This window comes from Caldibacillus sp. 210928-DFI.2.18, assembly GCF_020554505.1.
Taxonomy (GTDB): Bacteria; Bacillota; Bacilli; order Bacillales; family Caldibacillaceae; genus Caldifermentibacillus; species Caldifermentibacillus hisashii.
Map to the genome: position 1 here is coordinate 32363 of NZ_JAJCHL010000011.1, position 24273 is coordinate 56635.

Consider the following 24273-nt stretch of genomic DNA (forward strand, 5'->3'; position numbering starts at 1 on the left):
TTTCAATCTAGGATCAAGGGAAGGACTCTTCGGGATGTCCCCAGTGTACTTGTAGGTCAATCACCCTCGCTTATTAGAACTCACTCTGGTCCATGAGCTGCCTGGAAGCTGCAACTTCCAGCATGGGCTGCCAGAGGGAACAGCCTGCGGGTTAGAAGTTCAAACAAGAACTGGGGAAACAGACTATAGTAGTAGTCAAAGGCTACAGGAGGGCAAAGAATTTCCCCAAATGATCCTAATATCATTATCTAGGGACATCACGAAAAGTCCACCCTTTTGACCAAATTTTTTCAGATTGTGGGGGGCTAGCCCCCCACAATCTGAACGAACATCTATGAAGTTATCAAAGAACATTACTAAAATTAGAATTGGAAATTACCTTGAAAAAGGAATCTAAACATATTATACACTCTCGGAATTTTAGAAAGGAGTGATGGCAATTTATAAAAAACAACGATAAACGGGCCCTGCTTTCTATTTAAAAAATTCATTTTATGGCTTTTTTAAAAAAGTGCATGCCAAATAAACCTAGCGTTATTACTTTTTAAAAATCTGATAACTAGGCTGTTGCAGGGAATATTTTTCGTTCTAGGAAACGTAATTCATCATGTTGATTAGAATACCAAGCATCTATATGTTGACACGTCATAATCCCATAAATGCGTATATACCACATCATTGAGGAACGGTGCCTACCTGCTTCCAAATGGTAGTCGACTTTCTCTCGTTTGTTCGAACGCTCAATGGAAGTACGGCGTTTATACATGCATTTCCATTTATCCGTCTCCCGTGGCGTTTTTGGAAACAATCTGGGATTATCTTTTGGATGCGTATGATAAGTTCTACCATATTTGGCAGACGAACAAGGTGTCTTACATGTATTCTTTGTTCCACAAGCTAAAGGGCAACGCCATTTTTGACGGTTTTGTGTTTGATCATAGCCATTGGGTTTCATTTGTAACCCAATGGGACAAATTGGTGTACCTGCAGGGGAAAGCTCTATATCGCTACCTGTTTCAATTCGTTTTTTACTTCGTTTGTTTAAGTCAATAATCGGTTCTGCCTGACTATGATTGATTAGTTGATAAATCGCCTCGGCATCATGAGCAGCATCAAGAAGGATTTTATCAATGGAACCAAGTTGAAACCGTTGGGAAAATTCTACCCAACTAATAATAAAGCTGACCGAATCATGATTTGAAGCTAAATGGAGTCTTGGATATAGTGGCAAGTCATAAGGACTGTCACTTGCACTAATCATGTATAGGTGATAACCGTTAAAAAACTTTTTCCGATGACTATCCCAACCAGTATTAATATCTGGCTGTGAATAAATACGTGGATGCGAACAGTTTTTTATTCCTTCAGCCTGACATTTACATGTTGGTTTACTTCGGATTTTGGCTGCGGTTACAAGTGGTGTTCCATCACCAGCAACGTTAAGTTGATCTGTGTTTCCCAGTAAGCCCAGCCGAGCTGAGACTGTAAGGATTTGAGAATGGAAGAAATCAAATAGACGGTCGCATGGTAACTCCTTTTTTTGATCCATGCGAGGAAGGATCCATTCAACAAGTCGCTTCACTCGACCAGATGTAGCGGTTGGTGCCTTTTGACCGTTCTTTCCCTTTTTCGGCTTTCGTGCTCTTGAATTTTTACTTTTCCGTTTATGGGTCCGGTTTTTACTTTTTGAACCCCATAAACGTTTAAAGAAGTCATAAAACGTTCCAATACCGGGCGTATTTCCTGGTTCAAATCCACTAAGAATGGCATAAAGTGGAACTCGGCGTAATTCGTCTACCCATTTTGTAATACTCATGGTTGGGTTAGTTAAAATCAAGAGTAAATAAGAACGCATCATAGAGGATGGGTCTCTTGGTAAAGGACCTTTAACCCCATATTCATTGCTTAGGGTATTTGTCATTTGGGAGAGATCCGTTATCCAAAGTTTTTTAATAGTCGGCCAATCCTTGTTGACTAGAACAAGAATCCCACTACCGCCATAGTGTTCTTGGAGTCTTGTCATGACAAAATCTTGATATGTTGCATGGGAAGAGAAGATCGGTTTCATATGTCCACCTCAATCTTGGTTTGTAAGGAAAAATTGTTCCTTCAACCGCAATTTTTAGGGACATTTTGAAAAGTCAAGTGTTTTTTCACGATTTATGTGACAACATTTTAACAATTTTATAGATGTTAAAATATTGAATAAAATTAAAACTCCTACGAAAAAGTAGGAGGGAACTTCTATTAATGGGACAGTGAATTCTTTGTCCCAACTAGCTCGGTGAATTCCGAGAGACTATTTCAACATAAGGAGGTTTCTGAAAATGTAATAAGCGAATGGGTAAAAAGTTTATCTGGAAAAAGCAGTTCCATTGCCAATGAGGTTATAGTTATACGACTGTTTCTCCGGTATTTAAGCAGTATTGGAATTAGGGTTTTTATGCCGCCAATACCTAAGGTTACAGATGACTATGTTCCGTATATTTTTACTGATGAGGAACTGAAAAGGATTTTTACATTATCTGATAATATTACCCTTACAAAGAGCCAACCGAATCCATTTATCCAGCTTGAGTTTCCAATGATGCTCCGAATCATGTATGGCTGTGGGTTACGCGTAGGGGAAACTCTAGCTTTGAAGATGAAGAATGTAGATCTCAATGGTGGAATCCTCATTCTAAAACAGACAAAAGGAGACAAGCAACGGCTAGTACCCATGCATCAGACTTTGATTTCGATCTTAAATAAATACTGTTTAGCAATGGGGTTGATAGGAAAGGCTGAAGCACTACTGTTCCCCAGTGCAATACAGGCAGTACCATTTTCTGTTAAAGCTGCCCGTAATAAGTTCAATACCATACTGAAATATGCCGGCATATCGATGAAAGGTAGAGCAAAACAGGAACGTGGTCCATGCCTTCACTGCCTACGGCATGTGTTTGCTTTCAAATCATTTGCAGAAGCTGAAAAGTCAGGGCGTTCAATTGACGCATCTGTCCCCTACTTATCTATATATCTGGGACATGATAGTCTTAAAGAAACGGAGAGTTATTTGAAATTCAGCAGCGAATTATATCCGGAAGCTATAGAACTGTTTGAGGATTACACATTACAGGTTTTCCCGGAGGTGGATTATGATGAATAAAGCATCTGATTTTTTAAGTCTCCTTGACGTTTATATTACCACCTATCTTCCTTGTTCCATAGGTTCAAGTCCAAATACAGTCAAATCCTATAAATATGCATTTCGTCTGCTGATCGAATTCATGTACAAAGAGAAGGGAATAGAGGCTGACAAGATTACCTTTGACAAGCTTGATTATAAAACATTAACAGATTTTTTTACATGGATTGAATCGATACGTGGCTGCAGTGCTTCTACTAAAAACCAACGGTTGTCTGCAATAGCTTCCTTTTCTGCTTATGCACAAAACCGGAATTTTGCTGCAGCTTCTGTTTTCAGGAATAGTGTAAATAAGATTCCTATGAAGAAAACCCAACAAAAGCAAAGAGCTATTCTTACTCGTCAGGAAGTTACAATACTCTTATCCCTTCCTAATGAAAATCGGGAAATTGGCCTCAGAGATAAAATTTTGCTCAGTCTTATGTATGCAAGTGGAGCGCGTGCACAAGAAATTTGTGACCTTACGGTCGGAAATCTTCAGTTTCAACCAAAGGGTGCTACACTAAATATTAAGGGGAAAGGCGGAAAAAGCCGCCGTATCGGTATTCCAGCCGCATGTGCCACCTTGCTTAAGCAGTATATTGATCACAGAAAAATCAGTGATAAACCAGAAAGACATATATTTTCAAGCCAAACCCATGAATATATGACCATTGCCTGTATAGAAGGTATATTTAAAAAATATATAACCATTGCCAAAAAAGAAAACCCGTCCATTTTTCTTGCTAGTAGTTATCCACCTCATTCTATGAGACATACAACTGCAAGCCATATGCTTGAAGCTGGGGTACCTCTACTTGTGATTAAAAACTTTTTAGGACATGCATCTCTACAGACGACTCAAATTTATGCAGAAATTTCTCAAGACACGGTAAACAGGCATTTAAAAGAGTGGAATGAAAAATGGTTCCCAAATAATGTAACGAAAAAAGATACTTCTCAGCCATCAAATAGAATTCCAGATTTTCTAAAATAAAAACTGAAACTTGTGTCAAATGATTATCCAAGAAAAAAAGAAGAATTGCTGTATTTTTAAGACATACAGTAATTCTTCTCGGATAATCAATCTTCTTGGATAATGTACTCTATGACAAGACGAAGCCGTTCTAAATCTCCTAATTCTTCAATTTCTTCCCACGCAAAAAGACTAAGTTGTGGTATAATAGCCATAAATGGATCCTCCTTTGGTTCGTTAAGTTGATTTGTTTGTTAACTTAATTTTACACCAAGGGGTCCATTTTTTGTTGTTTTTTATGGGAGTAAAATTGAATTTTTCGTAACCCAAAGACCTTTAAGCCCGCATTTTTCCGTTATTCCTGTGGGGAAAATATTTTTCAGCGTATTCTCTATCCTTTGGGAATCAAGGAATAACGAACATCGCAATTACCTCTATATTTTTTCATTTTTCTAATATTTTTTTATAAATTTATAAGAAAATTATTTTTCCATTTTCATAATCGGAATATATTTCTTTATATTTCCAAAGTATTTTTTTAATAAATTTATACACAAAAAGGAAATCAATTTTTTATTTTTAGTGCTTAATGCAATTTAATCTGACCCTTAAGCGAATCAGGATAGCTTTCATTATACTGATTCGCTTAATTATTGCTATATGTGGTTCATTTATCGCTCTCTTATTCAGTAAGAGATTTGGTAAATATCTTTAGTGATGTGAGAAAAGATAAATAAATTATGCCGCACAAAAATAAAACCATAGCAGCAATTAAAAACAAAGGAGAAATATCTAGTATGGCATTGATGTTAAACTTTTTAGAGTTTATAAGGAACGTAAGCAATGACATTACTAAAATTGCAAATAACATAACTGTAGAAGCGCCGTTACTTCCGCTATAATAAATTGAAGGAATTAATAATGACAAATATATAAATCCAATAAAAATTGAAAGGAGCAGCGTGGATAGGTGAACTAAAATAGAAAAATCACTAAAGAAAGAGTAAATCAGATTTGCAATCAGCAATACAAACGCAATAGCAGCTATAATAGAAAAACTAATAATATACCTACTAATTACGATTACTTTCTTAGACAACGGAGAGGCTGAAACATATGTGTTCCACCCTACTTTATCATCTTCTTGAAACACTGGAATAGTAAGAGCACAAAAATAAATTGGCAAAAAAATATCTAAAATCAGCACCCCGGTGGAACCAAAGAAGTATAAAGCCAAGCCCGATAAAAGAATTAGTATCACAAACGGAAACACTTTCATTTTACTTCTGAGCACTAATATATCCTTTACAATTAATCCCTTCATTTAAAATCTCCCTTAATATGTTTACTCATAATATTCTCCAGACTATCCTCCTGGGTTATATTTGAAATTTTATCCGAAAAAATTAGTCTGCCTTTGTGAATAAGCGTTATTTTATTGGCGATTCGCTCAAAATCTGACAAAATATGGGATGATATAAGTACGGTGCATTTATATTGATGAACATAATTTTCTATGACATCTAAAATCTCAACTCTCATCATAGGGTCCAACCCACTTGTAGCCTCATCCAAAATTAGTAATTTAGGGCGAACTGACAAGGCTACTGAAAAATTCAGCTTTACCTTCATCCCTTTGGAGAACGTTTTAACTTTAACATTTTGCGGCAGTTTAAACTTATCCAAATAATCATAGTATACATTTTTATCCCAGTTTCCATAAATTTGTGACATTATATAATTGAATTGATTCGCGGTCAACAGCTCATGTAAGTAATTTTCATCAAATACTATTCCAATTTTATTTTTAATAAACTTCTCTTCATTTTCATAATTTTTCCCAAAAATCAATATTTCCCCCTTGTCCGCATTTATAAGATTCAACAGCAGCTTGATAAGTGTTGTTTTCCCTGCACCATTCTCACCCACCAATCCCATAATATCTCCCTCAAACAATTCAAGGTTAACATTATCTAACAAAAATCCGGGATACGCTTTACTTAAATTTTTGATATTCACAACTTTCTCCAGAGTAATTCCTCCTTTTGCTAAAAGTCGTTACGAATAAATTTAATAAAAGCAAAACACATATTCCAATTATTATAATAATTATACATGTCAATAGTAAATATAGCAATTCCCATTTTTTAGCGCCGATAATAGAAAGTTTATGCGTGTTTTTAATGCTATTTCTTATGTTCCATGCAGGAATATTTATTGACTTTATCAGGTGGGAGACTCAAGTTACTTACAAATCTTCTACAATTAAAACTTATTGTGCAAATCAATTCGGTAAAAAATATGTATTCTCATTAAAGACTTTTTAAATATATCAAGCTTGTAAAACTAGTATAGGTATTTTCAATATAAAACCCAATGGATGACAACATTAAAGAAACTTCTTTACACAAAAAGGCATGGTAATCAAAACTTGAGTTACCATGCCTTTTCATCTATTAGTGAAACAGGTTTATGCTGTTTAATATATATTTTATACATGAATGTTTAGCTTTGATCTGGTAATTATGATTGTATTGGTAGTTCTTCTTTTTCCCGAATCATGTTTTTCATCCGTTCTCGGTCCCTCTCGATAACCCGTTTCAAATAATAACCGGTGTAAGACACATCTGTTTTGGCCACTTGTTCAGGCGTTCCTTTCGCAATAACCGTTCCGCCGCGATCCCCGCCTTCCGGACCCAGATCAATAATATAGTCCGCTGTTTTTATCACATCGAGATTATGTTCAATAACGACCACCGTATCGCCGTTTTCAACAAGTCGTTGCAAAACATCGAGGAGACGAGCAATATCATCAGCATGAAGGCCGGTTGTCGGTTCATCCAAAATATACAAAGTGCGGCCATTGGAACGCCGATGTAATTCGGAGGCAAGCTTAACCCGTTGTGCTTCCCCACCGGATAATGTCGTTGCCGGTTGACCAAGTTTCATATACCCGAGACCAACATCATAAATCGTTTGGATTTTTCGTTTAATTTTTGGGATATTGGCAAAAAACTCCAATGCATCTTCTACAGTCATATCAAGCACGTCCGCAATATTTTTCCCTTTATATTTCACTTCCAATGTTTCACGATTGTACCGTTTTCCATGACAAACCTCGCATGGTACATAAACATCCGGAAGAAAGTGCATTTCAATTTTAATGATGCCGTCCCCTTTACATGCCTCACAGCGACCGCCTTTAACATTAAAACTAAAGCGTCCTTTTTTATAGCCGCGAATTTTGGCCTCGTTCGTCGCTGCAAATACATCACGGATATCATCGAAAACACCTGTATAAGTAGCCGGATTGGAACGTGGAGTACGTCCGATCGGTGACTGGTCAATATCGATAACTTTTTCCAGATTTTCTATTCCTTTGATTTCTTTATGTTGCCCCGGTTTCACTTTGGCACGATTTAATTTTTGTGATAGGCTTTTATATAAAATTTCATTAACTAATGTACTTTTACCTGATCCGGAAACACCGGTGACCGCAATAAATGTACCGAGAGGAAATTTAACACGGATATTTTTTAAATTGTTTTCTTTACCGCCAACAACTTCCAAATATTGTCCATTTCCTTTTCGCCGTTCTTGTGGCAACGGAATAAATTTTTTGCCGGCTAAATATTGACCTGTTAATGAATGCGGATCACCCTTCACTTGTTCCGGTGTTCCGGCTGAAACAACCGTGCCTCCATGAACACCCGCTCCCGGTCCAACGTCGACAAGATAATCAGCCGCCAACATCGTATCTTCATCATGTTCAACAACGATTAACGTATTTCCAAGATCACGCATTCGTTTCATCGTTTCAATTAATTTATCATTATCGCGTTGATGCAAACCAATTGACGGCTCATCCAAAATATACAGGACACCCGTTAATTGGGAACCGATCTGAGTTGCCAGACGAATCCGTTGTGCTTCTCCACCGGATAATGTACCGGCCGCCCTGCTCAAGGTTAAATAATCCAAACCAACATTAACAAGAAAACCGAGCCGTTCCTTAATTTCCCGCAAAATTAAGCGAGCAATGTTTTGTTCTTTTTCACTTAATTCCAATCTATCGAAAAAATGGAGAGCTTCTTGAATGGAAAAGTCGGTTACTTCCGCAATATGAAGTCCATTAATTTTCACTGCCAATGTTTCTTTTTTCAAGCGATATCCTTTACATGTCGGACAAGGGTTTTGCGCCATATACTTTTCCATTTGTTCTCTTGTATAATCAGAAGTGGATTCCCGAAAACGGCGCTCAATATTGCGAAGAACGCCTTCAAATTCGATATCCGTATCCCGAATCATGCCAAAATCATTTTCATAATGGAAGTGAATTAATTCCCCATCTGAACCGTATAAAATTTTATCCATTAAATGTTGCGGAATATCTTTCACCGGTACATCCATATCAATCCCGTAATGATTACAAACCGCTTCTAATAATTGCGGATAATACTGGGAACTGACCGGTTCCCAAGGTGCAATCGCCCCTTGTCGTAATGTTAAGTTTTTATCCGGAATGACAAGGTCGAGATCCACTTCCAATTTCGAACCAATCCCGTCACAATCCGGGCAAGCCCCAAACGGACTGTTAAACGAAAACATCCTTGGTTCCAATTCCCCGATGGAAAAACCACAATACGGACAAGCATGTAACTCACTGAAAAGTAATTCTTCTTGACCTATGACATCGATTATGACGCGTCCTTGTCCTAGTTTCAATGCTGTTTCCAATGAGTCGGTCAGCCGTGCTGTGACTCCTTCTTTTATAATAATCCGGTCAATGACAACATCGATGGAATGCTTTTTATTTTTTTCCAGCTCAATATCATCGTTCAATTCAAGCATTTCTCCGTCAATACGGACGCGGACAAACCCTTCTTTCTTTATGTCTTCAAGAACTTTGGCGTGCGTCCCCTTTCTGCCGGAGACTACCGGAGCTAAGATTTGAATCCGGGTCCGCTCCGGATATTCCAATATACGATCGACCATCTGTTCAACGGTTTGTGAGGTGATTTCAATGCCATGGTTCGGACAAATCGGGTGACCAATACGAGCATATAGTAATCGCAAATAATCATATATTTCCGTAACTGTTCCAACAGTTGAACGGGGATTCCGACTGGTCGTTTTTTGGTCAATAGAAATAGCCGGAGATAATCCTTCAATAGAATCAACATCCGGCTTGTCCATTTGTCCTAAAAACTGCCTGGCGTAAGCAGAAAGGGACTCGACATACCGACGTTGACCTTCTGCATAAATGGTATCAAAAGCCAGCGAAGATTTTCCTGAACCGGATAACCCCGTAAATACTACAAGTTGATTACGGGGAATATCGACATCAATATTTTTTAAATTATTTGTCCGTGCACCTCTTACTTTAATTTGATCCTTCATTTATCGTCACCTTTCTGCTTTCAACTCTAATACCAAGTCTCTCAATTCAGCAGCGCGTTCAAAGTCAAGTGCTTTGGCTGCTTCTTTCATTTCCGCTTCTAATTTTTGAATTAATTTTTCCCGTTCTTTCTTAGATAACTTTCCATATTTATCAGTCGTACTGTATTCTTCCTGTTCTTCAGCGGCAATGGTTGCACGAATAACATCATGAATTTCTTTTTGAATCGTTTTCGGGGTAATGCCATGTTTCCGATTATATTCTTCTTGGATTTGGCGCCGCCGTTTTGTTTCATTGATTGCGAAATCCATTGAACGAGTAATTTGGTCCGCGTACATAATGACTTTTCCGTTTGCATTTCTTGCTGCCCGGCCAATCGTTTGGATTAATGAACGTTCTGACCGTAAAAATCCTTCTTTATCTGCATCTAAAATGGCAACAAGGGACACTTCCGGAATATCAAGTCCTTCCCGTAACAAGTTAATCCCGACAATGACATCATATTTGCCCAGTCGCAAATCACGAATAATCTCAATCCGCTCCAATGTTTTTACTTCAGAATGTAAATACTGAACTTTAATCCCGATTTCTTTCAAATAATCGGTTAAATCCTCGGACATTTTTTTCGTTAATGTCGTTACAAGAACCCGCTCATTTTTCCGAATTCGTTCTTGAATTTCTCCGATAAGGTCATCAATTTGTCCTTTGATCGGACGGACCTCTATAATCGGATCCAGTAAGCCGGTGGGACGAATAATTTGTTCAACCACCGTCGGACAATGTTCCAATTCATATGGTCCCGGAGTTGCTGAAACGTAAATAATTTGGTTGATATGTTTTTCAAATTCTTCAAACTTAAGCGGTCGGTTATCCAAGGCAGATGGTAAGCGGAAGCCATGTTCAACAAGTACATTTTTTCTTGCTTGGTCTCCGTTATACATACCCCGGATTTGCGGAATCGTTACATGGGATTCATCAACAACGATTAAAAAATCCTCTGGAAAATAGTCGAGCAACGTATATGGGGTAGCGCCCGCTTCCCTTAAGGTTAAATGACGCGAATAGTTTTCAATTCCTGAACAAAAACCCATTTCCCGCATCATTTCCAAATCATAATTTGTCCGCTGTTCCAATCTTTGTGCTTCTAAAAGCTTCCCTTGATCCCGGAGTTCCTTTAACCGTTCTTGTAATTCTTGTTCAATATTTTTAATGGCGACTTGCATTTTTTCTTCCCGTGTAACATAGTGGGAAGCCGGATAAATCGCCACATGTTCCCGTTCTCCGATAATCTCGCCCGTCAACGCATCGACTTCCCGAATTCGATCAATTTCATCACCAAAAAATTCAACACGGATACAATGCTCATCTCGTGAAGATGGAAAAATTTCCACAACATCACCGCGAACCCGGAAGGTACCCCGATGGAAGTCAATATCATTTCGGGTATACTGGATATCAACCAATTTCCGAAGCAGTTCATTCCGCTCGATTTCCGTGCCGACCCTTAGTGATAATACAAGTTCTTTATATTCTTCAGGTGAACCTAACCCATAAATGCAGGATACACTGGCTATGATAATGACATCGCGACGTTCAAATAATGCCGATGTCGCTGAGTGTCGCAGCTTATCAATTTCATCATTAATACTTGCATCCTTCTCGATATACGTATCGGTCTGTGGTACATAGGCTTCGGGTTGGTAATAATCATAGTAACTGACAAAATATTCAACGGCATTGTTTGGGAAAAACTCTTTGAATTCGCTGTATAATTGCCCTGCCAATGTCTTGTTATGAGCAATAATTAACGTTGGTTTATTCACTTCTTTTATCACATTAGAAATGGTAAAAGTTTTCCCTGTACCGGTTGCCCCCAGCAATGTTTGATGTTTCTTGCCGTTTTTTAAGCCCGCAACCAGCTCTTTTATCGCTTGCGGTTGATCCCCTTGAGGTTGATATTTTGACACTAACTGAAATTGATCCTTTGTTTTTTCCATCTAAATCACCCCATTATTTTTTGGGTCCGTACATTCATCATTCACAGAATCTATTTTACCAAAAGCATAACAGAAAAGCCACTATTTTGCGAACGAATATTCGTTTAATTTTTATAGGTTAGGCGAATGTATAAATTTCCAACGAGGATGCCCATTCCGCGGATTTAAGGACGCCTCAAGAAAAACTTCAAATGATACAGTCCCAGCTGTAAATTTAATTAACCACAATATTAACGTTATACACAATTTTTACACTGTTTATCCACAGGGTATGAAGAACTTATCCACATTCCCCGATAAAAAGAAAAACCGCCTAACAAATTGTGATAAGCGATTTTATGCCTTATTCTTCCTTTTTTCTTTTAAAATTTTTTACCATGCGTTTTGAATACCAAAATCCTATCGTCAACGAAATACCATCAATAATAATCAACGGCCATGAATGGGTATAACCTTTATATGCGGACACAGAAATCAGAGCCAATGTTAACAGCAATCCGACGATATGATTATAAGTTACACGTGAAAATAAGATGACCAACAAACACGGAAAGATTAATCCGGCAATTAATTTTCCAAGCATACCCTCACTCCAAAATATATAATCGGTTTAGGAGTCAGTCCGACGAAGTTCATTCCACGTATCTTTATTCCAATTTTTCCAATCTTATGAGTACCAACTGCATAATGATCGGCTTTTATATTTTCGTCGGAACCACTCCCAGTCCCTGCTTTTGCTTTATAAAATACAATTTATATTTTATCATATTTTGCCGGATTCGTATGTTTAAACGCTTGTGGATAACTTTTCCACATCTTCCAAGTAGTTTTTCTATAGTTAACTTCTAACTTGTGTGCATTATCCAACTACCGTGAACAATTTTGTTAGTTATGTGGATAAGTTGTGATTTTTCTGTGCTTAACTGCAGTTATTATGTGGATAATTTTTGATTAGTTGTGGATATAAAGGGTTCCTCTGTGGATAACTTTCCGTTCTTGTTACTTGCATAAAATGGACATGATAATCTTTTTCCTTATTCTCCTGGAAAGAAGGTTTAATTATTTACGATTAACAACAAAATTATGACCAATCTTAGAAACTTTTTATAAAAGGATTGTTTGACTATAGAAAAATCGGTATATTAATGTTGCTTGTGATTTTGATCACAATACATTAAAAAAGTTAGGAGTTTTTCTATGTCTACAAGTGCATTAAGTACAGCCATTGATACATCTGTAAAAAAAGCCGATATGCTGAAAAATGACCCAAAGAAATTTTGGACAAAGGCGATGCTTGCAGGAGTTTATATTTCGTTTGCGGTTGTTTTTGCCTTTCGAATTGGAGACGCATTCAGGGCAACCGGATCACCGGCCACATCCTTAATCGGCGGGATGACCTTCTCACTAGCGTTAGTTTTAATTGTGATTGGTGGCGGTGAGCTGTTTACCGGGAATACGATGTACATGACAATGGGCAGCCTGGATCAAAAGACTTCCTTGAAAGAAACCCTGTATGTTTGGGGTGTTACCTATCTTGGAAATTTAATCGGCGTCTTGTTTTTTACTTTTTTATTTGTTCAGACGGGTTTATTTAAAGATATTCCAGCTGACCACTATTTATTTAGTGCGGTGACAGGAAAGATTGGATTAACGACAGGGGAAATGTTTTTTCGCGGTATTCTATGTAACTGGCTTGTTTGTCTGGCCATTTGGCTCCCGTTGCAAACCGACAATTTTGCAGCAAAGGTTATGTTGATCATGATGACGGTCACTTCTTTCTTTGTTTCCGGTTATGAGCATAGTATTGCCAACATGGCATTATTTTCTATTTCTTTATCAGTCCCTCACCCGGATACTATTACCTTGACAGGAGCGGCTTTTAATTTGCTCATTGTTTCACTTGGGAATATTGTTGGAGGCGGATTGTTTGTCGGAGCGGCGAATTGGTATGTAAATAGGCAAGGAATTAAAAAAGAAGTGCCAATATATGCAGGAGATGAAAAGCAGAAAATTATTGCTAAATAAAGATTCGTTTGGTGATCATTTTCCTTTTATTTTTTCCCTTTAAAAACCACCCTATTGCTTTTGTTCATTTGGGTGGTTTTTATGGATATAAAATTATTTTACCTTTATCGCATTGCCAATATGATACCAATGTATACAGTCGACATTTTTTTACGGTATTTGAGTTGGTGTGGCGTAATTTTGGACGGCCGTGTTCATTTCTTAAATTTCAGCATAATTGCAAAGAGTGTCTATTTTTTTGACATTCATTCAATTATTAGACATTTGTTTAGATTATCATCCGAATAGCAAATATGTATGCTAATGCTGAAAAACAGTTATTTTTAAGTCGATTAGTTTTGCGAATAGATCTACCATTTTCAATTAGATGACAATCAGAATGCGGTAATTCATCGTTTGAGGCGACTCATAAATAAAGTTGCTCGTCCCGCGCCTTTATCGTCCAAACTTTTTATCTCAACAATCATTTCTTCATTCGTAACGGTCATAATTAATTCCTCTCCATTAAATCTTTTACTCCAATTAGTATAAAGGACTAATGGACTTTTGGGAATGATACATCCTTAGTAGATATTACAAGCCTTGACATAAAACACCTAATCTTTCGTTTCCGCTAAGAAAAATTGTTTAAAGTTCGTTTTTATCTCGGGATTCTTGCCTCAGTATCTGTATCCTATATCTTAAACAAAAAATTAACTTTGTTATACCGATTTGTTGATAAAAAAGATTTTCGGCACATTTCGTGTAAAAGTTTGGTTTTGCACAAAATAACTGATTACTTATGAACAGTTCATTTCTCAGACTCCCACTCATTTTATTGAGTATTTTGCGAACGCAAAACTGCACCTCCAAATGTTGGTGCTCCCTAACATTTAAAGGTGCAGTATTTTATCCATTATTAATTCAACGCATTTGAAACGAACTCAAACATAAAGCTGCTCATCTTTGGACCGCCATTTCTCACCGGATTACCATTTCGATCAGAAAAACCGCTGCTATGTACACCAATGACTTGATTGCTTGTATTTAACATAGCAGAGCCCGACTGTCCTGGTGCTGTATCAATTGTATAATAAGCTACTTGACTATCCTCACTTGCAACATTTCCACTCATCCCATATTGATTTATGGCTCCATCTCTTCTGATCAAATCACCTGGATAACCATAGATCCCGATGTTCTGATTAAGAATATTCGTTACCTGCCTAATTCCTGCATATCCAGCACGTTCTCCTGCATGGGGGCCATTCGATGGACTTAGTACAAGAACTGCATAATCTTGAGATATTGCTCCAGTATTAATCCAATGGGAAGTAACATAATAATCGATCGCATTATATGCTCCAAATAAAGCGGTACTACCACTTACACCCGGATAAACTGTGGCACTCACTATCCCTCTTTGCGTAGTAGGATTCACAACACAATGCCCATTTGTTAAAACTCTATCGATACCAATTAATGTCCCTGTACAAGATCCGCGGCTACCATCTGCCCACTCCAAGGAAATATAAGTAATGGCACTATATGGGAATACTATTGTATTTTCTACTCTAGTTCTTCCATCTGGACCGATGACAACAAATGGTGCGACTTCATTTGTGGTCACATCTTTTACTAAAGGTTGTGTAGTCTCTAAAAAGCCTTTATTTAGCAAATCACCAACAAAAATAGGATTAAGCTCTCCTGAGCCTTGAAAACTTTTTGTTTCATTGATAAACGTTAAGTTCTTATTGCTGTAATCCTCATATTTTGTTACCTCTCCCTTTGAATTAACTCTATCCATGGGATGTGAAGATTCTTTTGCATTAAAATGAAAGTCTCCTAGTGTATTGTCCGCCAAAGCACTGATTGGAACGAATAAAAAGGTAAACAAAAAGATTGTTAGAAAAACACTTTTTTTCAAAATATTACCTCCTTTCAAAATATGATTATATTATAACGAATTTTCATAAAACAAACAATTACAATTAGTAAAGAAGTGTAAATTTATTTGTTTTTATCAATTTTCCTTATTTGCATTAATTTAATTTGTGCCGGGTACGATTCAAGGACTTCTTCATACCAAATAGCGACCTGATCACCACTTTTAATTCCTGTCCCTAAAAGTTTCATTCCATCATCCAGTAATATCGCTATTTCCTCAAACTTTTTTGAAAACATCGTAACATCTTCATCAGAAAAATTTTCCAAGTCAGAATCTGTAATATTTTCTCCTTTAACGAAATATTTCGTACCATTGTGAAAAACAATATAGCCTTCATCAGTTGGCTCTTGCCCCTTCACGGAAAAACGATTGCTCATTTCGCTGAATACCCATGTACCAATAAGCAAGAACAACAAGCCTCCAAACACAGCCTTCTTTGATGTCAAAATTTTTTTCACAATCCACACCACCAGAAAAGTCATATTTTATTATATTACTATCTTCGCTACAATCATTGTCATCTCCTGTGTTATTTTATAGTTCCTTTGGTGTGAAATTTATGTAGGGTTCGACAGTCATTTCCATTTCGTCTTTAGGTAGACCGTTACGATTTCAATCCACGCACCCATGAAGAGTGCGACGTCTCCGATACGGACAAATGTCGAGGTTATTCACATTTCAATCCACGCACCCCGTATAGAGTGCGACAGCGATTTCTGTAATTTTTTTATTAAATAATTACAGAAATACACTATTTCCTTTAGGTAACTAAAGAACAAAACAAAAAATATTAACATTAATGGGAAATACTGGATAATTTAATAGTAATTTTTTGTGCGAATCCCCTAATGAAATCATGTTCACTTACTATTCGCACTTTCATTTTTCTTTTCCCTCCATGGACTATAACCAAATTAACTTATTTTCTCCTTAAATATATATTAACGAATCTGCATTGATTTTTCACCATTTATTAAAAAACCACCTCAATTACATTTCTGAGGTGGTTTTTAATTAGTTATATTTAAACTTAAGGAGATGACTATATATACTTTCCTTCTAACGGTTGATCAAAAGTTCTTTTCCAAGTACTAATCTTTCTTACCCACAAACGGCCACCAGTTGGCTTTGCCGAAGATTTTAACAACGACCGGAATAAATAGCGGCAGCATGACCACTGAGTATAGGACGAGGCCGGAAATGACGACTGTTGCGATTTGTAACAAAGATAAGACACCACTTGGAAGCATCGCTGCAAATGTACCACCCAAGATGATGACTGCCGAAATGATGACTGAGCCCATTGAGCCCATGGCAAGGATCATTGCTTTATCAACCGGTTCACCGCGATATTCATTGAATCGGCCCATTAAGAAAATGCTGTAGTCGACGCCAAGAGCCATTAAAATAACAAATGAGAAGAATGGGACGGCCCAAGTTAATCCTTCATAACCGAGCAAATTAACAAAAATCGCTTCGGTTATACCCATCGTTGTAAAATAAGTAAGCAGTAAGGACGCTACAATATAGATCGGCATAATTAATGATCTGAATAGGATAACTAGTACGATGAAAATACCGACCAACATAAATACAACCGTTCTGGAAAAGTCTTGATCTGACATGGTTCCCAGATCATGATTCATGCTCGTTACACCGGCGACTTTTACTTTCGCATTTTCTAACTTTGTATCTTTCACAGCACGTTCGACTGCAGCTTCCAGTTCTCCTACTTGATTGATTGCTTCTGTTGAATACGGGTTTTCACTGAAAATAACATCTATCTTGGCAATTTTTCTATCAGGTGATAAATACGTATCCAGTACTTGGGCGAATTGTTTATCTTCTAAAATTTCGTCCGGAATAAATATACCTGTGTCTTCTTTACTTTTGGCTAACTCTGATAAAAATCCTTCCGCTTCTGTAAATCCGTCATGAATTTGTGTAAGTCCGTTAACACTTTGACCGAGGCCGTCAGTCAATTGACCGAACTGACCGCCAAGTTGGGAAAATCCATCCAACAATTGTTGTTGACCCGAATTTACTTCACCGAGACCGGAACTTACAGCAGGTAATTTAGCGATAATAGTGCCTTGACCATCGGCTGCAGTATCGAGTCCTTTTTCCAAAGCACCAATTCCATCAATCAGTTTTTGCAATCCACTCATTAGCCGCTCTTGCCCGTTATTAAGTTTAGCAAGGTTCGTATTCGCTGTATTCAAACCTTCTGTAATGGCACCGAGACCTGTATTTAACTCAGTAATCCCGTTTGCCATCGCAGGGAGATTTTGTTGTAAAGCGGTATAATACACTTTTATCCCATTAAAACTTTCGACTGCATTCTTTTTCAACGGATCACTTTCCGGTTGACTGTTCAAATAGTATTCAAGAAAATCAAACGCTTGTTGGAGGTTTGCAAGTTGGCTATTTAGTCCAACTAAGCCATTTTCAATATCTTTATATTTTGTTTGTAACATAGATAAATTGGTTTGGACTTCACTGTAACCTTGAGCAAGTTGTTTATATCCGGCCAACATTTGCTCAGCATTTTTCTTAATCTCTTCAAGTCCCGCTTTTGCCTCTCCGGCACCGGTTGAACCTTGGCGAATACCGGCTTCAATTTGCTGAAGACCTGTTTGCAATTGACCTATACCTGTCTGTAATTCTTTCGTACCGGAAACTAAGGCACTAATCCCGTCTTTTGCTTCGGTAATTTGTGGTGATGATGCGGCGAGTTTGGAATTTGCTTCATCCAACCCGTCACGAATCTGTTTAATCCCATCATTTCCTTCATTAATCCCATCTTTTAATTTCTCAGCTTGACTGGCCACAGATAAATCATCCAGTTTTTCACCGGTCGGACGGGTAAGGGAACGCACGGTGTCGACACCATCTACCTTTTCCAACTCACCGCTAATATTTTCTATGATGGACATATATTCGGTTTGATCCATTTCTTCATCATTTTTAATAACAACTGTCGTCGGCATAGCCTGACCCGGGCCAAAACGATCTTTAATAATTTCGAATCCCTTTACCGATGAATAACCTTCACCGATTTCATCCATTGAGTTATAGGATAAACCGCCATCGTACGTAACAATAAAAGGAATCGTAATAACGGCAACGATTAATAAAGATACAAGCGGTCTGGCAAAAGAAATCCGTCCGGCAAATGCCCAAAGCCGGCTTGGTTTATGTTCCAAACTTCCTTTCAACGGCCAGAACAGTTTTTTCCCAAGAACAGCCATAAAAAATGGAACAATCGTGAATAAAGCGGCTAAAAGTACGACAATCCCAACGGCTACCGCTGCTGCGGATTGATAGAGCTTGAATTGCGAGAATCCGATAACCGCAAAACCGATTAAAACTGCAATTCCACTAAATAAAACCGTTTTTCCGGCATGGCGATAAGTTTCTACAATTGCATCCGTTAAATTTTCCCGGGCGGATAACTCTTCTTTAAAACGACTCAACAGCAATATTGAATAGTCGGTTCCGATACCGAACAGGACCGCCACAAGAAAAATTTGGGTAAAATTTGATAACGGGAAGTTCAAATATTCCACTAAAAAAGCAACAATTGATTGTGAAGCCAAATAGCTAATCCCTACCGTAAGTAACGGAATAAATGGTGTCACAATCGAACGGAAAACCGCAATGAGGACGATTAAAATGAATACAACAGTAATCGTCTCTGTTTTTTTCAACCCGGCTTCTGAGGTGAGAATGACATCTTCATTAACAAATAGATTTCCGGTATAATAGTGTTCCAATTTAATATTCTCAATTGCGTTGTACAAATCATCACTTAATTCATGTGCCGTCCGATCCTTCAATTCGACGGACAAAGAAACGAGAATCGCTTTACCATCTTTTGATACAAGTTGATCTTTTAATTCTTCCTGATTAAAATGAGTTAATATATTTGTAATCCCCAGTTGCTCTTTTTTGTCTTCAAGTTGTTTGACAGCTTTCTTCGCTTGTTCTATATTTTTTTCCGTCAGACCATCTTTATTGTGAAAAACGAGAGCAACCGATGTTGTATTTTCGGCACCCTTTTGTTTATTAATTTCATCTAAAATTTGCTGTGCCTCTTTTGAGGAATAGCCGTCCGGAACATCGAGCTGTCCTTTTTCTCGAACAAGATCCGCCATGTTTGGAGCGGTGAACAACAATATGACGACAGCAACAATCCAAGCTACAACAATCAGCCATTTTGCTTTAATAATTCCTTTCATTTATATATCCTCCATCATTATAGGATTCGTTTCTTTCGTGTAAAATCTAGTGATGGTTCTTGCCTATTGTCAGGCTCGCCTCACTATTATAGGATTCATTTTTTTCGTGTGAAATGTAGTGGTAGTCCGCAACACTTGTCGGGTCTGCCTCCACCATTAATTATTCGTTTTCCCAACATTTTTAGAAATTTTTCTTTGGCTATTAAAGTTTCATAGAATCTATTGCGTTTCCTTTAAAATTTCCGCAAGTTTTCCGTACATTTTTAAGAAGCTCTCAATTTCTTGCTGATCAAACTTTGTTATAATGGATTCAACTAGTTTAAATATTTTCGCTTCCGTTTTTTCAAACAAAATTTCCCCCTGATCCGTAAGCGTTAAGTAAACGATCCTGCGATCATCCACATCTTGTGTACGTTTGATTAGGTTTTTTTCGACAAGCCGGTTGATAATAGCAGTAATGGCACTTTTTTGTACAGAGAAGGCAGCGGCCAATTCTGTTGGTGTACACCTTTTTTGCCGGTAAATATAGCGCAAGAGATAATGCTGATCATTGGTCAGAACTTCCCCAATCTCATCTCTTATTAAAGCTTCACCCCGTTTCCAGACTTCATGTGTAAGTTGTATATAACGTTCAACAATTTCATGAATGGATAAGTTTCCCATTAACATCAAATCCTTTTTATTATATTAGTTAATATGGTGAACTATTCACTATGTGAACTATCTCTTCATATTTTATCAGTAAGTTTTCTGCTGTTCAAGCAAGCATTTATTGGTAAAAAGAAATTTATAGTTGCGCTTATACTAAATTCTAAAAATTTCACACTCAGTCGAATTCGCTCCTTTGCTGGAAATTTATACATACTTAACGTAAAAAAAGACACCCCCCACAGAAATGGATGGTGTCGATTTTAATACTACAGGAAATTAAACGGAAGAAAATGATTCTCAGCAATTTTACAATTTCACCCGTTGCAATCGTAATGCATTCAACACAACTGATACCGAACTGAAGGCCATGGCTGCACCGGCCAACCATGGTGCTAGAAAGCCCATCGCAGCAATCGGAATACCAATTGTATTATAGGCAAATGCCCAGAAAAGATTTTGTTTGATGTTTGTAATTGTTTTTTTACTCATAAAAATGGCGTCGGCAATACTGTTTAAGTCGCCACGTATAAGGGTAATATCGGCGGCTTCCATGGCAACATCCGTTCCTGTCCCGATGGCCATACCGATATCGGCAGTGGCAAGAGCAGGAGCATCATTAATCCCATCACCAACCATACCGACAATTTTGCCTTGTTGTTGCAGTTTTTTCACTTCCTCCGCTTTACCTTCAGGGAGTACTTCTGCAATGACACGATCGACATCGACTTGCTCACCGATCGTTTTGGCCGTCCGTTCATTGTCGCCGGTAATCATAATAACCTCGATGCCCATTTCTTTCAACCGTTTGATTGCTGCTTTTGAGGTGTCTTTTACTGTATCACTAACAGCAACGATACCGGCAAGTTTCCCATCAATTGCTGCGAGCATGGCTGTTTTTCCATTTTCCTCCAATTGCTGCATTGTTTTGGAGGCCACGGTAAAATCAATATGATATTGGTCAAGTAATTTCCTTGTACCAATAAGAATTTCCTTCCCATCAGCAACTGCTTTGATTCCAAATCCCGGAATTGCTTCAAATTGTTCGGTTTTGCCAAGCGCTATTCCCTTTTCCTGGATGCCACTAACAATTGCTTCGGCCAAAGGGTGTTCAGAATTTTTTTCCGCTGTACCGACCAGCCGGAGAAACTCCTCATTTTGCCAACCATTTTCCACAATCACATCGGTTAATACAGGTGTTCCGTTTGTAATTGTTCCGGTTTTATCCAAAATAACGGTAGTGATGTTGTGCGTCCGTTCCAAATGTTCGCCACCTTTAAATAAAATCCCGTATTCAGCGGCGCGACCGGAACCGGCCATAATCGATGTCGGTGTCGCAAGTCCGAGGGCACATGGACAGGCGATAACGAGTACGGCAACGAGTTTTTCTAATGCTACAGCAAATTCACCCGGGTCAACGATAAAATACCAAACGAGAAATGTAATCAGCGCAATCCCAACAACAATCGGAACAAAAATACCGGATATTTTATCGGCTAACCGTTGAATAGGCGCTTTCGAACCTTGAGCTTGTTCAACTACTTTAATAATTTGTGCAAGAGCCGTATCTTTACCAACCTTGGTTGCTTCAATACGGAGGGAGCCATTTCGGTTAATGGTTGCGCCGATTACGGTATCACCAGCCTTTTTATCAACCGGAACACTTTCTCCGGTAAGCATCGACTCATCAATAGCTGACTCCCCGCTAATAATGATACCATCTACCGGTATTTTTTCTCCCGGTTTTACTTGAAGGTGATCACCAACAACAACTTCTTCCAGTGGGATGATTGTCTCCACCCCATCCCGGATGACCGTAGCTGTTTTTGCTTGGAGACCCATTAATTTTTTGATTGCTTCGGATGATCGCCCCTTTGCTTTTGCTTCAAAATATTTTCCTAGCAAAATTAAGGTAATTAGGACAGCACTTGTTTCAAAATATAAACCTTCTATATGGTGGTGAGCACCGAGAGACCGAAGAACCAAGTACAAACTGTAAAAATATGCGGCCGAGGTACCCATTGCCACGAGTACATCCATATTGGCACTGCCGTTACGTAACGCTTTATATGCGCCAACATAAAATTGTTTTCCAATAATAAATTGGACCGGAGTAGCAAGGGCAAGTTGGAACCATGGATTCATAAAAATATCCGGTACATACATCCAAGACGTAAACGAGAAATGGGCAAACATCGTCCATAGGAGCGGCAATGAGAGGATCGCGGATATAATGAATTTCCATTTTTGTCTCTGGATTGCTTGTTCCCGGTAATCGACGTTTGCTTTCTCTTCGTCACGTTTTTCAATGGCTCCGTAGCCAAGCTTTTCCACTTTTTCAATCATGTCTTTTGGTGACACGACGGACGGATTGTATTCGACGGTGGCAGTTTCTAGGGCCAGATTGACAGTAGCCGCTGTGACGCCATCCATTTTATTTAAGCCTTTTTCAATCCGGTTGGCACATGCCGCACAGGTCATCCCGGTAATCGTAAATTCAGCTTTTTCACTGACCACATCATAGCCGAGATCTCTAATTTTTTTCTCGAAGTCTTGGAGATTTGTTTTTGTTGGGTCAAACTTGATACTGGCTGTTTCCAGAGCCAGGTTTACATTTGCCTGCTCGACCCCTTCGATTTTATTTAATCCCTTTTCAATCCGATTGGCACATGCTGCACAGGTCATGCCAAGGATTTGCAGGTTTGTTTCTTTTGTTGTAGTCATATGTTTCGCACCTCCTCCATACCTATATGGGGTATGTTTTTTCGAAAAGACTACCTATTAAAAGTTTGTTGGCATTTGTTTTAAATAAAGTAATTGGTGACTCGCCAATGATGTCTTATCGGAATTCAGACTTCAAACCCCCGGTACGGCACAAGTTTGGCAAGCTAGGCTCGGATCAATAGCAACAAGATTTTTAAAAATAGCTCTGACAACTTTACTTTTGTATAAACGGTTTATTTTCTCAGATCTATCGCAACAAAGTTTTTGAAAAATATTTTTAACAAATTTACTCCCGGATGAACATCAGGTTGATAGTAACAAAATTTGCTTTGAAAAAATTACTCTTGTATGAACGTTTTATTTTCTCAAATCAATCACAACAAAATTTGCTCCGAAAAAATTACTCCTGGGTGAACGGTCTATTCTCAAATCCATCGCAAAAATGGTCTTCAAAAAGATCCCGTGCCCCTCGAAAGAACACGGGTTGTGCAAATCTTAAACGACATCGTATCCTTGATCATCAATGGTTTCTTTAATCGTATCAAGCGTCACAACTTCAGGATTGTAGTCAACATCCACTTTCCCTTCTTCTAAATTTACAACAACGCGGTCAACACCATTTAATGCGCCGACACTGCCTTCTACCGCTTTTACACAATGCCCACAAGACATGCCATGAACAGTTAATGTCACGTGTTCCATGAATATACATCTCCTTTTTTTCTAATAAAAGAATATAATGATTTGTTACCATTAAAGCTGCGAACTACTTTTTCATCACCCGTTGAATCGTCGTTAAAAATTCATCAAGTACATCCATATCACCCTCTTGGATACGTTCGACGACACAATTTTTCAAGTGACCTTCGAGAAGGATTTTGGATACACCGTTTAACGCTGACTGGATTGCTGCAATCTGAGTGAGGACATCATCACAATATGTGTCCTTTTCAATTAACCCTTTAACACCGCGAATTTGCCCTTCAATCCGATTTAGCCGGGTTACCAAGTTTTTCTTCGTCTGTTCGGAATGGTGACTTTTCCGTTCACTTGTCGAGGTGCAACATTCAACTTCTGCACAGCTTTCCAGTTCAGGTTGTTTCACTTCTTCCATTTGGAGTATACCCCCTTCCTGATATTTTTATTATACTATACCCCCCTACTGTATGTA

At 38.1% G+C, this 24273-nt stretch carries 16 protein-coding genes; 3 read left to right on the plus strand and 13 right to left on the minus strand.

Translation table 11 applies throughout. From position 1 onward, the window contains the following. Positions 1-559: 559 nt before the first annotated feature. Positions 560-2068: a transposase gene (locus LIZ98_RS04390; protein WP_227139035.1), complete on the minus strand. Its 1509-nt coding sequence runs from the start codon at positions 2066-2068 to the stop codon at positions 560-562. A gap of 375 nt (positions 2069-2443) precedes the next feature. On the opposite strand from LIZ98_RS04390, the gene LIZ98_RS04395 reads away from it, so the two are divergent. Both LIZ98_RS04395 and LIZ98_RS04400 read left to right on the plus strand, forming a co-directional pair. Beyond that, positions 2444-3148, plus strand: a complete 705-nt coding sequence (locus tag LIZ98_RS04395; protein WP_227202952.1) for a tyrosine-type recombinase/integrase — start codon at positions 2444-2446, stop codon at positions 3146-3148. Beyond that, a complete protein-coding gene (locus LIZ98_RS04400; RefSeq protein ID WP_227139037.1) occupies positions 3141-4163 on the plus strand; it encodes a tyrosine-type recombinase/integrase in 1023 nt (340 codons plus the stop codon). The genes LIZ98_RS04395 and LIZ98_RS04400 overlap by 8 nt, the downstream gene beginning before the upstream one ends. A 661-nt stretch (positions 4164-4824) precedes the next feature. Here LIZ98_RS04400 and LIZ98_RS04405 read toward each other — a convergent pair. The 5 genes from LIZ98_RS04405 to LIZ98_RS04425 all read right to left on the minus strand — a co-directional run bounded on the left by LIZ98_RS04405 (position 4825) and on the right by LIZ98_RS04425 (position 12120). Then, entirely contained in the window at positions 4825-5466 is a 642-nt protein-coding gene (locus LIZ98_RS04405; protein WP_227139038.1) for an ABC-2 transporter permease, read from the minus strand. After that, entirely contained in the window at positions 5463-6161 is a 699-nt protein-coding gene (locus tag LIZ98_RS04410; RefSeq protein ID WP_227139039.1) for an ABC transporter ATP-binding protein, read from the minus strand. Before LIZ98_RS04410 ends, LIZ98_RS04405 begins: the two co-directional genes overlap by 4 nt. A gap of 504 nt (positions 6162-6665) precedes the next feature. Then, positions 6666-9542, minus strand: coding sequence for an excinuclease ABC subunit UvrA (uvrA, locus tag LIZ98_RS04415; RefSeq protein ID WP_227139040.1), 2877 nt, complete (start codon positions 9540-9542; stop codon positions 6666-6668). Between the two features lie 6 nt (positions 9543-9548). Next, complete coding sequence (uvrB, locus tag LIZ98_RS04420; protein ID WP_227139041.1) at positions 9549-11537, minus strand: excinuclease ABC subunit UvrB; 1989 nt, start codon at positions 11535-11537, stop codon at positions 9549-9551. A 343-nt stretch (positions 11538-11880) separates the two neighbouring features. Next, positions 11881-12120: a CsbA family protein gene (locus tag LIZ98_RS04425; RefSeq protein WP_227091819.1), complete on the minus strand. Its 240-nt coding sequence runs from the start codon at positions 12118-12120 to the stop codon at positions 11881-11883. 614 nt (positions 12121-12734) lie between these two features. Between LIZ98_RS04425 and LIZ98_RS04430 the strand changes: the two genes are divergently transcribed. Beyond that, entirely contained in the window at positions 12735-13562 is an 828-nt protein-coding gene (locus tag LIZ98_RS04430) for a formate/nitrite transporter family protein (RefSeq protein WP_227139042.1), read from the plus strand. 898 nt (positions 13563-14460) lie between these two features. Here LIZ98_RS04430 and LIZ98_RS04435 read toward each other — a convergent pair. The 7 genes from LIZ98_RS04435 to LIZ98_RS04465 all read right to left on the minus strand — a co-directional run bounded on the left by LIZ98_RS04435 (position 14461) and on the right by LIZ98_RS04465 (position 24216). Continuing rightward, positions 14461-15468 carry a trypsin-like serine peptidase gene (locus tag LIZ98_RS04435; protein ID WP_227139043.1) on the minus strand — a complete coding sequence of 336 codons (1008 nt, stop codon included), beginning with the start codon at positions 15466-15468 and terminating at the stop codon, positions 14461-14463. An 83-nt stretch (positions 15469-15551) separates the two neighbouring features. Continuing rightward, positions 15552-15947, minus strand: coding sequence for a DUF3221 domain-containing protein (locus LIZ98_RS04440; protein ID WP_227139044.1), 396 nt, complete (start codon positions 15945-15947; stop codon positions 15552-15554). Positions 15948-16580: 633 nt separating this feature from the next. Then, positions 16581-19730 carry an MMPL family transporter gene (locus LIZ98_RS04445; protein WP_227139045.1) on the minus strand — a complete coding sequence of 1050 codons (3150 nt, stop codon included), beginning with the start codon at positions 19728-19730 and terminating at the stop codon, positions 16581-16583. A 219-nt stretch (positions 19731-19949) separates the two neighbouring features. Continuing rightward, positions 19950-20393 (minus strand): MarR family winged helix-turn-helix transcriptional regulator, encoded by a 444-nt coding sequence (locus LIZ98_RS04450; RefSeq protein WP_227139046.1) that lies wholly within the window; start codon positions 20391-20393, stop codon positions 19950-19952. 294 nt (positions 20394-20687) lie between these two features. Beyond that, positions 20688-23102 (minus strand): heavy metal translocating P-type ATPase, encoded by a 2415-nt coding sequence (locus LIZ98_RS04455; RefSeq protein WP_227139047.1) that lies wholly within the window; start codon positions 23100-23102, stop codon positions 20688-20690. A gap of 495 nt (positions 23103-23597) precedes the next feature. Then, positions 23598-23804 carry a copper chaperone CopZ gene (gene copZ / locus LIZ98_RS04460; RefSeq protein WP_034772531.1) on the minus strand — a complete coding sequence of 69 codons (207 nt, stop codon included), beginning with the start codon at positions 23802-23804 and terminating at the stop codon, positions 23598-23600. A gap of 64 nt (positions 23805-23868) precedes the next feature. Beyond that, positions 23869-24216 carry a metal-sensitive transcriptional regulator gene (locus LIZ98_RS04465; RefSeq protein WP_034772533.1) on the minus strand — a complete coding sequence of 116 codons (348 nt, stop codon included), beginning with the start codon at positions 24214-24216 and terminating at the stop codon, positions 23869-23871. Positions 24217-24273: the final 57 nt, after the last annotated feature.

Coding starts and splice junctions, on each gene's coding strand:
- LIZ98_RS04390 (WP_227139035.1), bottom strand. CDS start 2,068: ATGAAACCGATCTTCTCTTCCCATGCAACATATCAAGATTTTGTCATG.
- LIZ98_RS04395 (WP_227202952.1), top strand. CDS start 2,444: ATGCCGCCAATACCTAAGGTTACAGATGACTATGTTCCGTATATTTTT.
- LIZ98_RS04400 (WP_227139037.1), top strand. CDS start 3,141: ATGAATAAAGCATCTGATTTTTTAAGTCTCCTTGACGTTTATATTACC.
- LIZ98_RS04405 (WP_227139038.1), bottom strand. CDS start 5,466: ATGAAGGGATTAATTGTAAAGGATATATTAGTGCTCAGAAGTAAAATG.
- uvrA (WP_227139040.1), bottom strand. CDS start 9,542: ATGAAGGATCAAATTAAAGTAAGAGGTGCACGGACAAATAATTTAAAA.
- uvrB (WP_227139041.1), bottom strand. CDS start 11,537: ATGGAAAAAACAAAGGATCAATTTCAGTTAGTGTCAAAATATCAACCT.
- LIZ98_RS04425 (WP_227091819.1), bottom strand. CDS start 12,120: ATGCTTGGAAAATTAATTGCCGGATTAATCTTTCCGTGTTTGTTGGTC.
- LIZ98_RS04430 (WP_227139042.1), top strand. CDS start 12,735: ATGTCTACAAGTGCATTAAGTACAGCCATTGATACATCTGTAAAAAAA.
- LIZ98_RS04445 (WP_227139045.1), bottom strand. CDS start 19,730: ATGAAAGGAATTATTAAAGCAAAATGGCTGATTGTTGTAGCTTGGATT.
- LIZ98_RS04450 (WP_227139046.1), bottom strand. CDS start 20,393: ATGGGAAACTTATCCATTCATGAAATTGTTGAACGTTATATACAACTT.
- LIZ98_RS04455 (WP_227139047.1), bottom strand. CDS start 23,102: ATGACTACAACAAAAGAAACAAACCTGCAAATCCTTGGCATGACCTGT.
- copZ (WP_034772531.1), bottom strand. CDS start 23,804: ATGGAACACGTGACATTAACTGTTCATGGCATGTCTTGTGGGCATTGT.
- LIZ98_RS04465 (WP_034772533.1), bottom strand. CDS start 24,216: ATGGAAGAAGTGAAACAACCTGAACTGGAAAGCTGTGCAGAAGTTGAA.